12 protein-coding genes are annotated in these 13,156 nt (G+C 64.2%); 8 read left to right on the top strand and 4 right to left on the bottom strand.

Going from position 1 to position 13,156, the window contains the following annotated elements; genetic code table 11:
• Nucleotides 1–348 precede the first annotated feature (348 nt).
• Entirely contained in the window at nucleotides 349–486 is a 138-nt protein-coding gene (locus CAPSK01_RS21345; RefSeq protein ID WP_273702855.1) for a hypothetical protein, read from the bottom strand.
• Between the two features lie 206 nt (nucleotides 487–692).
• Between CAPSK01_RS21345 and modA the strand changes: the two genes are divergently transcribed.
• From modA to modC, 3 genes are all read left to right on the top strand, one after another.
• Nucleotides 693–1,436, top strand: a complete 744-nt coding sequence (gene modA / locus CAPSK01_RS01435; protein WP_034921361.1) for a molybdate ABC transporter substrate-binding protein — start codon at nucleotides 693–695, stop codon at nucleotides 1,434–1,436.
• A gap of 91 nt (nucleotides 1,437–1,527) precedes the next feature.
• A complete protein-coding gene (gene modB, locus CAPSK01_RS01430; RefSeq protein WP_034921359.1) occupies nucleotides 1,528–2,199 on the top strand; it encodes a molybdate ABC transporter permease subunit in 672 nt (223 codons plus the stop codon).
• Nucleotides 2,196–3,266: a molybdenum ABC transporter ATP-binding protein gene (gene modC, locus CAPSK01_RS01425; RefSeq protein ID WP_034921357.1), complete on the top strand. Its 1,071-nt coding sequence runs from the start codon at nucleotides 2,196–2,198 to the stop codon at nucleotides 3,264–3,266. Before modB ends, modC begins: the two co-directional genes overlap by 4 nt.
• Before the next feature lie 64 nt (nucleotides 3,267–3,330).
• On the opposite strand, the gene CAPSK01_RS01420 is transcribed toward modC, so the two are convergent.
• Complete coding sequence (locus tag CAPSK01_RS01420; RefSeq protein ID WP_273702854.1) at nucleotides 3,331–6,174, bottom strand: DEAD/DEAH box helicase family protein; 2,844 nt, start codon at nucleotides 6,172–6,174, stop codon at nucleotides 3,331–3,333.
• A 168-nt stretch (nucleotides 6,175–6,342) separates the two neighbouring features.
• Here CAPSK01_RS01420 and CAPSK01_RS01415 point away from each other — a divergent pair, with 168 nt between their 5' ends.
• The 5 genes from CAPSK01_RS01415 (at nucleotide 6,343) to CAPSK01_RS01395 (ending at nucleotide 11,706) form a co-directional block, all read left to right on the top strand.
• Nucleotides 6,343–6,780 (top strand): antitoxin Xre-like helix-turn-helix domain-containing protein, encoded by a 438-nt coding sequence (locus CAPSK01_RS01415; protein WP_034921355.1) that lies wholly within the window; start codon nucleotides 6,343–6,345, stop codon nucleotides 6,778–6,780.
• Complete coding sequence (locus tag CAPSK01_RS01410) at nucleotides 6,777–7,487, top strand: RES family NAD+ phosphorylase (protein WP_034921354.1); 711 nt, start codon at nucleotides 6,777–6,779, stop codon at nucleotides 7,485–7,487. The genes CAPSK01_RS01415 and CAPSK01_RS01410 overlap by 4 nt, the downstream gene beginning before the upstream one ends.
• A gap of 153 nt (nucleotides 7,488–7,640) precedes the next feature.
• Nucleotides 7,641–9,305 carry a cytochrome P450 gene (locus CAPSK01_RS01405; RefSeq protein ID WP_034921352.1) on the top strand — a complete coding sequence of 555 codons (1,665 nt, stop codon included), beginning with the start codon at nucleotides 7,641–7,643 and terminating at the stop codon, nucleotides 9,303–9,305.
• Nucleotides 9,305–11,023, top strand: a complete 1,719-nt coding sequence (locus CAPSK01_RS01400; RefSeq protein WP_034921350.1) for a radical SAM protein — start codon at nucleotides 9,305–9,307, stop codon at nucleotides 11,021–11,023. The genes CAPSK01_RS01405 and CAPSK01_RS01400 overlap by 1 nt, the downstream gene beginning before the upstream one ends.
• A complete protein-coding gene (locus CAPSK01_RS01395) occupies nucleotides 10,993–11,706 on the top strand; it encodes a phosphatase PAP2 family protein (protein ID WP_273702853.1) in 714 nt (237 codons plus the stop codon). The genes CAPSK01_RS01400 and CAPSK01_RS01395 overlap by 31 nt, the downstream gene beginning before the upstream one ends.
• Before the next feature lie 33 nt (nucleotides 11,707–11,739).
• Here CAPSK01_RS01395 and CAPSK01_RS01390 read toward each other — a convergent pair whose 3' ends face one another.
• Together CAPSK01_RS01390 and CAPSK01_RS01385 are read right to left on the bottom strand one after the other, a co-directional pair.
• Nucleotides 11,740–12,642, bottom strand: coding sequence for a fatty acid desaturase (locus CAPSK01_RS01390; protein ID WP_034921347.1), 903 nt, complete (start codon nucleotides 12,640–12,642; stop codon nucleotides 11,740–11,742).
• A gap of 28 nt (nucleotides 12,643–12,670) precedes the next feature.
• On the bottom strand, nucleotides 12,671–13,156 hold a 486-nt coding region (locus CAPSK01_RS01385; protein ID WP_273702852.1), incomplete at its 5' end, for a nuclear transport factor 2 family protein.

Raw genomic sequence — 13,156 nt, 5'->3', positions numbered from 1 at the left:
TCGAAAGAGAGCCGGATTATAGGGTCCCGAGCGGCTATTGTAAAGCGGAACTGACGACCTTTTGGCGCTGGAGGACAGAATGCGTGAAGAGCACGAAGAGATTGTGCGGCGACCCTGCTGGCAATGCTGCTCGCCATCCATTGGAGACACTCCGCGGTGGTGGTGTTGGCCGTAGCCGTCCATTGCCTGGCGGCGTGCCAGTTCTCCCGGAAAGACTGATCCGCCGCCTCGTCCGAGAGCCCGACCATCCCGTTGTGGCCGGCGCCGATGATCAGGCGTTCGGCGTCCTTCTCGAAGATGACCCCGGCTTCGAAATGACTGGGATGGACAAGGGACGGAGGCGGCCGGCTACAAGCGATCGGCGAGCAGCCGGCGGCGCAGCAGCCGAACCAGGAACAGGCCGGTGGTCAGGCCAAAGGCGATACCGAGCGCGACGGCGACATCGCCGGCGAAAGAAAGCCAGGCCGCGCCGAGGAGCAGAGCCAAGGTTTCTTCTGGCTTCCGCTATGTAGTAGGATGCCATAACGCTTGGCGAGTGTCGCAAAGCACTCAAAGATCCCGCTTGAGGAGACGCCCATGACAAGCCCGCTACCCACAGGTTCCTTTACAGTGTGGCCAACTTGGCCTACAGGAGAGGATGCGCGCTTGCGCCCTGATCAAGGCCGTGCCGGTCTGAACGCCAAAAACTCCCCATGCTCCATCAGGTTTGTTTCGCCGTTTCCCTGTTGACTGCGGCATCGGTCCATTCGGATGAAATCAGCATCGCCGTCGCGGCAAACTTCGCCTCGCCGATGCAGAAGATCGCCGCCGAGTTCGAAAAGGACAGCGGTCACACCATCGTTGCGTCGTTCGGTTCTACCGGCAAGTTCTACGCCCAGATCAAGGCCGGCGCACCTTTCGAAGTGCTGTTCGCCGCTGACGACGAAACTCCGGCACGTCTGGAGAAGGAGGGCGACGGCGTGGCCGGCAGCCGGTTCACCTACGCGGTCGGCAAACTCGTGCTCTGGAGCCGGAAAAAGGGTTTCGTCGATGACCACGGGGGAGTGCTCGGAAGAAATGACTTCCAGCACCTCGCACTGCCCAACCCCAAGCTCGCACCCTACGGCGCAGCCGGCGTCCAGACGCTGCAGGCGCTTGGTCTGCTCGACAGGCTGCAGTCGAAATTGGTGACCGCCGAGAACATTAGCCAAACCTACCAGTTCGTCGCCTCCGGCAACGCTGAACTCGGTTTCGTCGCGCTCTCGCAGGTATACAGGGGGGGGCGCATCGCCGAAGGGTCGGGCTGGATCGTGCCGCCGAAACTCCACGACCCGATCCGCCAGGATGCGGTGCTGCTCACCAGGGGCAAAGACAGGTCGGGTCCCGCCGCGCTGCTGAAGTATCTGCGCGGCGACAAGGCAAGGTCGATCATCAAGTCCTTCGGTTACGAATTGTGAGGATCACCGGTGCAATGGCCGGAGCCAAGCTTCCGGTGATCGCCGCCCCGCTTTCCCCGGCGCGCTGCGGCGTCGCCGTGGTTCGGCAGCCATGCTGAACCCGGCCGACCTTGCTGCGGTCTGGCTCACGCTCAAGCTGGCCGGGACGGCCACCGCCGTGCTGCTCTTGCTCGGCACGCCGATAGCCTGGTGGCTGGCGCGCACCAGGCACTGGGCGAAAGGAGTGATCGGCGCCCTGGTAACCCTGCCGCTGGTGCTGCCGCCAACGGTTCTCGGCTTCTACCTGCTGGTGCTGATGGGGCCGGACGGAATGCTCGGCCGCCTGCTGGCGGCGAGCGGACTGCAAGCGCTGCCCTTCACCTTCAGTGGCCTTGTCGTCGCCTCGGTGATTTACTCGATGCCTTTCGTCGTTCAACCCCTGCAACAGGCTTTCGAAGCCATCGGCGAGCAGCCGCTGGAGGCGGCAGCAACGCTGCGTGCCGATCCCTGGGATACCTTCTTCACGGTGGTGGTGCCACTCGCCCGGCCGGGCTTCATGACCGCGGGCATCCTCGGCTTCGCGCACACGGTGGGCGAGTTCGGAGTGGTCCTGATGATCGGCGGCAACATCCCGGGCAAGACCCAGGTGCTGTCGATGGCCATCTACAACCATGTCGAAACCCTCGAGTACGAGGCCGCGCATCGGCTCGCCGCCGGCATGCTGGCTTTCTCCTTCGCCGTCCTGCTGCTGCTCAACGCGCTCAAACCGGAGCGGGGCCGGTGAGCATCCGGGCCCGCTTCCGCCTGCCCTACCCGGCTTTCACGCTGGATGTCGATCTCGATCTGCCGGGACAAGGCATCACCGCCCTCTTCGGACGCTCCGGATCGGGCAAGACAACGCTGCTGCGCTGCATCGCCGGACTCGAAGAAACCGCCGACGGCTTCCTGGCGGTCAATGGCGAAACCTGGCAGGACGGCGCACGCCGGCTACCCGTGCATCGCCGCCCGCTCGGCTACGTCTTCCAGGAGGCGCGACTTTTCCCGCATCTCGACGTCGCCGCCAATCTCGATTTCGGGCGCCGCCGCATCGCCGCGCATCAGCGCCGCGTTTCACTCGCCCAGGCCGTCGAGCTGCTTGGCATCGGCCATCTGCTCGCAAGGCGGAGCGATCACCTGTCGGGTGGCGAGCGTCAGCGCGTGGCGATTGCACGCGCGCTCGCCACCAGCCCACGCCTGCTGCTGATGGACGAACCACTGGCGGCACTCGACCACGCGCGCAAGCAGGAGATTCTGCCGTACCTGGAGCAACTGCGCGATGAAATGGAGATCCCCATCCTCTACGTCAGTCACGCCCCCGACGAGGTGGCACGACTCGCCGATCATATCGTGGTCGTCGACGACGGCCGAGCCGTCACGCAGGGCCCATTGGCCGAGGTCCTGGCGCGCGTCGACCCGCCGCTGCGCCTCGGCGACGACGCCGGCGTGGTTTTCTCCGGCACGGTAGTCGAACGAGCGGCCGAGTGGCATCTTGCCCGGATTGTCTTCGCTGGCGGCGAAGTCTGGGTACGCGACGGCGGTACCGCCGTCGGGCGCCGTGTGCGCCTGCGCATCCTGGCCCGCGATGTGAGCATTGCGCGCAGCCGTCATGACGACGTGAGCATGATGAATCTGCTGCCAGCGACGGTGATCAGCCATGTGGCCGAAGACCATCCGGCACTCGCGCTGGTGCAGTTGCGCGTCGGCGACACGCCGATGCTGGCACGCCTGACCCGGCACTCGGCATGGCGCCTCGAACTCGTACCGGGTCAGCAGGTCTGGGCCCAGATCAAGGCGGTGGCGCTGGTCGGCTGAGCTCGCGACAGCGGTCACGCGGACGCCGCGGCGCTCCGGGTTGGCGCAACGCCAGGCCAGATGTTCAACCTCCCGGCACGCTCGATGGCGTATCAGCCCAGGAAGTAGGCGGACGGTGAACCATGGCGCGCAGGATGGTGTCGAGGACATCGTCGAGATGCTTGCCGACATCCTCGGCGAGAAAGCGCAGCACCAGGTAGCCGTTCTCCTGCAGAAGCGCGTCCTTGCGCCGGTCGCGACGATAGGCTTCGCGGTCGCCCAGATGTTGCGCACCGTCGACTTCGACGGCCACGCGTGTCTCCGTGGACAGCAGGTCTACCTCCATCCCCCCGCGCTCGTCGAAGGGAATCGGCAGATCGCTGTTGAGCACAAACCGTCCGGCGGTCTCGGGAAGCGTCTCCAGCCGACGGTAGAGAAAGGCCTCACTGGCACTGCGTGCCCGGTCCGCGCCTTGCGCGCCCGGTTCGAACACGCGCGTCGCGTGCACAAACAGATTGCCGAGCGGTACGTCCACCCCGTCGCGGATCAGGCGCTGGACGCTGGCGGCGTAATCCCGCTTCCATTCCGGCTCGACCGGCAGCGGCACCTCGGGCGGCCAGCCAGGCACCGCGCTGGCTGGTAGCAGAATGCTGTAACCCACCGCCTCATAGCCAGCGCAACGGCGGTCGAACATGCGCGCCAGCATCGGCACGTTGAGGTCGGCGTAATCGTAGATGCGGACCTCCCGCTTGTGGTCATGCAGGCGATGCAGGCGGCCGGCATACTGGGCGATTGTTCCCCGCCAGGAAACCGGTAGCGTCAGGAACAGGGTGTCCAGACGCGCGTCGTCGAAACCCTCCCCGAGGTAGCCGCCGGTCGCCAGGACGACACGTTCCTCGTCCTCCGGAATCGCCGCCAGTCGATCCAGCGCTCCCTGCAGTGGCTTCCTGCCCATGCCGCCGCGCAGGACGACGAGATGGCGTACCAAGGGAGACAGTTGCTCGGCCAGTTTCTCGAGATGATCGGTTCGTTCGGTCAGCACCACCGGCGAGCGCCCCGCGCGCACGGCTTCGGCGACATCGTCGGTGATCAGGCGATTGCGGCTCTCGTCGGCGATCAGCGCCGCATAAAGATCATGGAACTGGACTCTCACGTCAGGGTCATCGGCTGTCAGTTGACGGAACGCCGTCGGACGCACCCAGACATTGTGGGAGAAGGGTCGCCCGGCGGCCTGTTCGCGCGCCCTGACGCGATGACGCACCGGTCCGCACTGCATGAAGATGATCGGATGATGGCCGTCCTTGCGGATCACCGTCGCCGACAGCCCCAGCACATACCTGGCCCGCGCTCGCCGAGCCAGTTGTTCGAAGCTGGAAGCCGGCAGGTGATGGCATTCATCGAAGACCAGATGGCCGTACTGCCCAACGCGGTCATCGACCGCGCCGTGGCGGACGAGGCTCTGGATCAGCGCCACGTCGAGTTTCCCGTTGGGCTTCCTGCGGCCGCCGCCGATGCGGCCGATGGCTGCGGCAGGCCATTCGAGGAAGGTCGACAATCGCTCGACCCACTGCTCCAGCAGTTGCTGGCGGTGCACGAGCACCAGCGTGCTGACGCCGCGCTTGGCAATGAGCCACGCCGCGACAACGGTCTTGCCGAAAGCGGTAGTCGCCGCGAGAACACCCTGATCATGGCCGGCCAGCGCCTCGGCAGCCACCTGCTGCTCCGGCCGCAAGCTGCCGCGGAACGAAGCGCTCAGCGGCGTGCCGGCATTGCGCTCGTCGCGCAGCACGCATTCGATTCCGAGGCCGGCGAGGAGGTCCCTGATCTCGTCCAGGCAGCCTCGTGGCAGACCGATGTGCAGCGGATGCTCGGCCGCGCAGCAGATGATTCGCGGCTTCCCGAAGGTGGGCAGACGCATCGCCTGCGCCCGGTAGAACTCGGGATTCTGAAACGCTGCCAGGCGCAGCAGGCGATTGCGTAAGGCGGCTGGCAACCCTTCCCTGGCGATGTAGATCTCGTTGCCGAGAACCACTTCCAGACGCTCGGGCAAAGGCCCGACAATGAGCGATTGGGCGCGGCGACGCGAAGCTGGCAGGGCCCACGGTTCCTCGTTGTCCTCGTCCAGCAAGGGCAAGTGAACGCCGATGACTCGCCCTCGTTTGTCCGCGGCACCGACAATCGTTTCCGCTTCGGCCCGCGCAATTTTGCGCACGCTCGACAGAAACGCCCATTGATCCGGCCAGGGGAGCAGACGATCGTCAACGAACACGCTGTGACCGTCGTCGCGCGCGCGCTTCTGCAGCGGCAGGGCGATCAGATTCCCGAAGCCGCCTCTGGGCAAGGTATCCTGATTTGGAAACAGGCGGTCGTACGAATCCAGGCCGATGTCCGGCCGCTGCTCCATCGTCTCGGTGAGGATGTGCGCGCCCAGCTTGCGCGCCAGAACGGCCGGAATGGCAGCATCGAAGAACAGCCAGAGGTGGGCGCCGTTGCCCGAGCGGGATCGTTCGACCGCAGCCGGCAGCCCCATCCGATGGCAGGTTTCGCGAACGGCAGCAATGTCCTCTTGCCAGCCTTCCTTGTCGAAATCGACGGCAAGGAAGAAACAGGTTTCATCGAGGAGCATAGGGTAGACACCGATCACGAACTCGTCGCCAGCTTTGTCCTGCCCGGCAAGATGCTGGCGAACCGTCTCGTCGGTGAACGGGAGAAATCTCCGGTTTGGGCATTCCGGACACCGGACCGCCGGCTTGTCGCACAGGCCGCGCGCCCACTCGTTGGCGCAGGCCGGGCTGTAACCCGATCTGCCGGTCCTGCGGCTTTCGAAACGGCGCGGATAAACGTCGTCCCGGCCGCGGAAGAGCGACCGGAAGAGGGCGATCTTGGCTGCTGGAGGCGAGTCCCGGGAGACTACGGCATCGGCGTTCATTGGGCTGGGTAGAGGAGGAAGGGAGGAAGCCGGGCGCACCCCGACGAGACGAGTATAGGAGGCGCACCCATCTCGCGTCAATTTCGGCTCGCGGGCGCCCGGCCACTCGGCCAAACCTCTTGCATTTCCAAAAACGGAGTGTAGACTATCCGGGAAAGGAGTTAAACGATGAACCTTGCCTATGCCTACCCCGCCAGCCGCTTCGAACCGGCGGCTCTTGTCGATCTCAATGCGCGCGCCGAACGCGCGCGTCTGTCGAAGTCAGCGCTGCAGGGCTTCTTCAATCTGGCCACTGCCTGGCGGTTGCGCGACGAAGACGCCCGCGAGCTGCTCGGCGGCTTGTCGAGCAGCGCCTTCTACGAGTGGAAAAAAAACCCCGACCGGCTGCTCGAAGTCGACCGGATCACGCGCATCTCGTACCTGATCGGCATCTACAAGGCCTTGCACATTCTCTACGGCGACAAGCTGGCCGACGAGTGGATCAGCCTGCCGAACAGCAACCGGATTTTTGCCGGCCGCTCGCCGCTCGCTTTCATGCTGGGCGGCGGTCTGCTGGCGATGCAGACCGTTCGCAAACTGCTCGAAGCTCGGCGCGGCGGCATATGAACCCGCCACTGCCGCGCCTGTCGCGTTTGCGCCGGATCGATACGGTACGACTGATTCCTTCGCGCTTTGCCGAGCGCGAGGATTCGGTGCTGACCGCAATTGCCGAGAACCTCGACCACCTGCGCGACCTGTTCGAACTCGACAACGCCACCAACGAGAGGCTGATCGGCGAGCGCGGCGGGCTGCCGGGAATCGGCGTCGACGAACTGGTTTTCGGCGTGCCGAACTTCCGCATCGTCAATGCCGCCTTCACCTACCCTCGCCCCGAAGGCAGCCGCTTCAATGACGGCGAGCGCGGCGCCTGGTATTGCGCTTTCGAACTGGAAACGGCACTGGCCGAAGTCATTTTCCACAAGACGGTCGAGTACCAGGAAATCGGCCGCTTCGACGACAGCGTCAACTATCAGGAACTGCTCGCGGATTTCAGCAGCGAGTTCCACGATCTGCGCGACGCGCCGGCCTTTGCCGCCTGCCTCGACCCCGGCAGCTATGTCGCTTCGCAGGGTCTCGCGGCACGCCTGCTCGACGCCGGCTCGCTGGGAATCATCTACCCCAGCGTGCGCCGCGCCGGCGGCACCAACCTGGTCTGCTTCCGGCCGGCGCTGGTCGGCAATCCGCGCCGCGCCGCGTCGTTCCGCCTGACCTGGGCCGGCAGCAGACAGCCGCAGGTGGAGAGACTGGAGCGTCAGGAAACCGGAGGCAAGTGAAGAACGATCCGTCCATGGGATGCTGGAGATGGTCAGCGGAAAACCGTTGGTCATACCCGACGTCGCTGATCGCTTCAATTTCCGCTGCGCAGCGAGCAAGCTGCTGGCCCTTGCCCTGTTCAGCCTCGAACCGCGAGACCTGGTAACCGGTGAGTGCAGCTCAAGTTTTCCGCCCGGCGCGAAGGGCGCGGACTGACCATCCCGGTCAGCGGCACCGGTGGCGGCTGGATCGTCAAGTTGCCGGACGCCCGCTTTCCGGGTGTGCCCGAAAACGAGCAGGCAACGATGCGCTGGGCAGAGGCCAGCGGCATCGATATCCCGGAAATCCAGTGGATTCCGGTTGCGGAGATTTCTGGCCTGCCGTCGGAAGCCAGTACATTCGGAGGTCAGACGGCTCTGGCTGTTCGCCGCTTCGACCGCCCGGCGCCGGGCAAGCGGGTTCACATTGAAAACGTGTGGCCGCTTTCTGGCATCATGTCGAAGGAGTGCGGTCGGCCCACTTTTCATTTGCCAACGGCGGACGACACAATACAACGAATGATTCCGCGCCTAGCCATCAGCCCTTTGCAGTGGATGAGAACGCCCTATGGCGTTCTCGATGGCGCGCTCACGAAGGGATACACGACGTTTACGACCCGGCTGCCCGTCATGGGATCATGCCTGGTCACCGGGGATCCCAAATTGATCGGCGAGATTTCCCGCAACCCCGATCTCATCGGCGGGCGGGGTACGGAGGCGCTGAGGCCCGTCGTGGGCGAGCACAGCCTGATCGCGCTCGAAGGCGAACGACATCGCATCCACCGCAGCGTGCTGCTGCCACACTTCTTCTCGGGAAATGCGGTGACGATCAACCGGGTAAGCCGCAAATGGGTCGATGCGCTGATACCGCAAATCGGCCGGAACGAGGTCGTCCATGCCGGCGAGTTCATGGCCCGCATCACGCTGCACACCATCATCGAACTGATCTTCGGGGATCTGCCCGAGAAGCGCCACCGTGAAGCTTTCCAGTTGATCGATGCATGGAAATCGTCCTTCAGCCAGGCGGCAGTCCTGTTCCTGAAGATTCTCCATGTCGATCTCGGACGCCTATCACCCTGGGGGCGCTTCCTCGCCAATCGCGCGCGGGTGCACGCGTTCATCCGTCAGCGATTACGCGAAGTCCGCGACGCCCCGGACGGCTCCGTATTTTCGCAGATTGCCCACGCTACCCCCGAGCGTGGGGAACCGTTGAGTGATGACGAGATTGTTTCGGAAACCGTGACCTTCCTGCTCTTCGGTCATGACACGACGGCGGCGAGCCTCGCCTGGACCCTCACCCACCTGCTCGCCGATCCGGCGGCAAGCGAACGCGCACGGACCGAGGTCTTGACGGTCGGCGATGCGCCGCCCGAGTCGTTTCCCTTTCTGCGTTCGGCCATCGAGGAATCCATGCGGCTCTGCCCGGTCGTCGTGCACCTGACTCGCCATGCCATCGCGGCCACACAGGTCGGTCCGCATGTGGTTCCCCGCGATAGCCGGGTGTTACCCTGCATGTATCTGGCGCATCGCAATCCGCAGGTTTTCGACCGCGCAAGCGAGTTCGTGCCCGAGCGGTTTCTTGTCGATTCCTCACGGTATCGCCATGCCTACTTCCCATTCGGACTCGGCGATCGCGTCTGTGCCGGCATGCCCATGGCCCTCCGTCAGATGGTGCTGTTGCTCGGATGCCTTTTCCGCCATGGCTGCTTCGCGCTGGCCGACCCGGCAGGAATCCGGCCGGTGCGAAAACTCGTGATCATCGTCCCGTCGGGCGGCCCCCTGCTGCGGAGGATCGACTGATGCCTGCGGTGCAAGGCAGGCCGCCGACCGTACTCGTCATTACCGGCGGTCTGCTCAACGAAAAGGAATCATCGCCCTGGCGCGCACTGCGCAAGCAGGCGGCGCAATGGGGTGCCTCGGAGTCCGCCTGGCTGGACCTGAAGTCCAAGGCGATCATCGGGGAATCGATCGTGCTGGCTGGCTGGCATCGCCGGGTTGCCGGGCGACGCCTGGCCACTGATGTCAGGGAGTACTTTTCTCGTACCGAGAACCTGGATGTTCCGGAGCTGACCGAGGTGGTCCTGACGACATTGCTTCGGGCGGAAGCGATTCCTTACGAAATCGCCACGATCGACGATGTCTTTCGCGATGACCGTCCGATGCGCGCCAAGCTCGCAACCTGTACGCTGGTCTTCCTTTCAGCGACCTTGTTGCGCGATCTGGGCGAGGTCGAGCCGATCCTGCAGCGGATCCTCCGTCCACACCATCGGATCGTCCTCGGGGGGGCGCTGGCGTCCATCCTCGCGGAGGGAGGCGACGGCATCCCCGGCGTTGACGTCCTTGCCGTGGGCTATGGCGAGACTCTCGTACCGATACTCGCCTCCTACCTTCGCTCGGGATTCCAGACGCTGTCCGCTCCACCGCCGGCAAGCATCGATCGGCGCCGACATTCGATCATCCTGCGCAGCGGCGTCCCGGCGACCCGTTCGCTCGACGCCCTGCCCACTCCGGATTGGCTGGGGGCAGCCCGCGATCACCGATGTCACTTCCCGCTCGTCCATTACGAAAGCGTTCGAGGTTGTCCGTACCGTTGCAATTTCTGCAACTACCCCTACCTCTTCGACGACGAGAAATTCCGCTACAAGAGTGCCAGGAAGATCGCCGACGACTGGCAGCGCTATCGAGACGAACTCGGTGTCGAGTTCATCTCTTGCCTCGATTCGTTGTTCACCCTCCCTCGCCGTCGCCTTTCGGCACTCTGCGAGGAACTCGTTCGTCGCCGGATCGAGGTCAAGTGGATCTGTTATGCGCGCGCCAGCGACCTTGCCGATCGCGACGTTGCGGCGATGATGCGGGACGCCGGCGCGCACCAGGTCCAGATCGGCATCGAGTCGGGCGATCCGCAGGTCCTGGCCAACATGAACAAGCAGTGCAGCGTCGAGGAAAACGCCAAGGCGCTCGACAATTGCCGGTCGGTCGGGCTGACCAGCGTGGTCTCGCTGGTGGTCGGCTTTCCCGGCGAGAGCGAAGCGAGCCTCGCCACCACGTACCGCTTCCTGCACGATCATCCGCCGGATTTCCACTTCCTGGCGATCTTCAGTACACGCGTCGCCGGGGTGCCGGTTCTCGACGACGTCAACCGGGCACGCTTTGAACTGCACGTCGACTCGAATCCGCGAACCGTGGCGCCCTACTGGCGTCATTCCAGCATGTCCTCGGCCGAGGTCGGCCGGCATGTCCGCCAACTCAACCGGGCTCTGATCGAGAATCGTGTTTCGCTCAATGCGGCGACGTTCTATGCGGGGCTGCTCCGGTATTCCGCGGCCCAACGTGACGCCCTGCTCGATTTCCAGAGGGCATCGGTGAACGACCATCGGTTCCTGGGCCGTGGTTTCGATCTGCTGCATGGCTGGATCGACCGGCGGCTTGCCGAAGACATGGCACGGCGCAAGACGATCTTTACAAGCGACTCCGTAAACGATCCCGGATGGCATTCGATACGATGGCGGAGTCGGTGAAGAAACCGCAGGCGTGGTCGTGGCCGGACGGCGCGCGATGGGCCGTCTTTCTGCAGCTGCATGTCCTGCTGACCTTTCTCTTTGCGGCCGTCTATGGGGGCTCCAACTGGATCGCGGCCCACTCGGGACGGGACGTGAACCTGCATTTCGCCTGGGAGCTTGCGATCCCCCTGGTCCCGTCGGCGATCCTGATCTACTTTTCGATTGTGCTGCTTTTCTGGCTGCCGCTCTTCGTTTGCAGCATCGAGGGGCTGCGCGCCCTCGGCAGGTGTTTCGCGCTGGCGACGATGGCAGCCGGCCTGCTCTTCGTCGCCTTTCCGGTACGAAGCGGCTTCGTCCGGATACCTCCCGAGGGTCCGTTTGAAGCGCTGTTCTCCACTCTGTGGCAACTCGACGGCGCGTTCAACTCCATTCCGTCCCTGCACATCGCCTACAGCACCCTGGTCTTTTACGCGCTCTCGGCCCGCGTCGCGTCAACGCCCCTTCGTCTGATCGGTGGCCTCTGGTACCTGGCCATCTGTACTTCGGTACTGACCGTCCACCAGCACCACGTTGCCGACATCGCAGGCGGAATCGCGCTGGCCTGGGCTGCGCGCTGGGTCGACCAGCGCTGGTGGCCGGTTAACGGTCATGAAAGTCATGACCATTTCTTTCCCTCGCCAGTGGGGAGGAGAGATTCTTGAGTCGCTGACGCGGGGCTTTCACATTATTTCACATTAATCGGGCCTCGGTTCGGCCCTGAGGCGCTGCGGCGAGGGGGAAGTTGCCGGCACCGGGCCACGCCACATGCGCAGGTATTGCTGCCAGATTCCGACCGGAGAATACGCACCGTTGCCGTTGCGTTCGAGTTCGGTCCACGGCAGCCAGGGTTTCTGGTGATGGACCAGATCCCAGTTCCCTTTGAGCAATATCCACGACATGGCCGGACTGACTCGCAGGTTCAAGGCACCGTTGATGACGTGCCGCTCGGTAAATGCGTGCGTGATGTACTGCCGCGTCGACCAGTTGAAGGCAAAGCAGGCGTACATGATCAGCACGTGCCGCCAGGAGAGGTCAAGGAGAACGAACAACGCGATCCAGAACGCCAGGGTCAGTACGACCTCGACCCGTACTCGCCCGACACCCTGTTCGACGAAATCGTCGAACAGCACGGCGGTTGTCCGCGCCCGCCGGTAAGGCCCCATCCGCAAGAGCTGCGGGAAGGTCGCCAGGACCAGCGCGCCGATCGGGATCCAGGGCCAGAACAGACCGGCGAGGAGGCCATACCACTGTCCGAGCTTGATGAACATGCGGTCGCCAGGATAGTACAGGTCGAACATCTCATGATCCGTCCGGTTGCAGCAATGGTGCACCGTATGTGTGACCTTGATCATCGAGAACGGCACGGGGAACAGGAAGCCGACGAGCACCCCGAGCCAGCGATTCCAGCCAGGATCCGAGTTCAGGTTGTCGTGCGCCGCCTCATGGATCAACGCGTAGTTGGTCAGCAGGACAAAGGAAAAGACGATGCCGACGGGCAGCGCCAGCCAGATGTCGACACGCGATCCCAACCAGAGCAAGGGCAGCGCGACCGCATGGACGATCGCGACCAGCCCGATGTTGAGGCGGTTGCGAATCATCCGGCCATCCTGCGGCGGGCGCGGCCGATCACCCGAACTTGCGCAGCCACCTCGACAGCAGCCAGGCGGCCAGCACGCCGGCGAGAAGACCGACCAGTCCGGCGATCCAGACCAGGCGCTCGGCGTTCCTGAGCAGCGGGTTGTCGAACAGGTTGGTCGAGAAGTGCAGCGCCGCGATCTTCCAATCACCGTCCTTCTTGACGATCGTCGTACTCCAGTTGGCATTGAGCGTGAACTTGAGGCCGTCGGACAGTTCGTATGTCTCGACAGTCGTTCCCCATGCCACGGCACTATCGCCGTAGAACACCGCGGGAGCGCTCAAGGTCGCCTTGACGCCATAGCCCTTGACGATCGGACTGGAGCCTTTGAGCATGCGGGCGTAGTAGGCGCGAATCTGCTCATGGCCTTTCGACACCTCGGCGTTCTGCCAGGTCACGATGACCTCGGGGTGCATCAATGCGGTGGCGCCATCGACGGTGTAGCTGCCGTCGGCAAGGGCGCTGGCTGGTGTGGC

Origin of the sequence: Candidatus Accumulibacter vicinus, from assembly GCF_000584955.1 — a bacterium.
Taxonomy (GTDB): Bacteria; Pseudomonadota; Gammaproteobacteria; order Burkholderiales; family Rhodocyclaceae; genus Accumulibacter; species Accumulibacter vicinus.
This window is presented reverse-complemented; position numbering and strand designations above follow the sequence as displayed.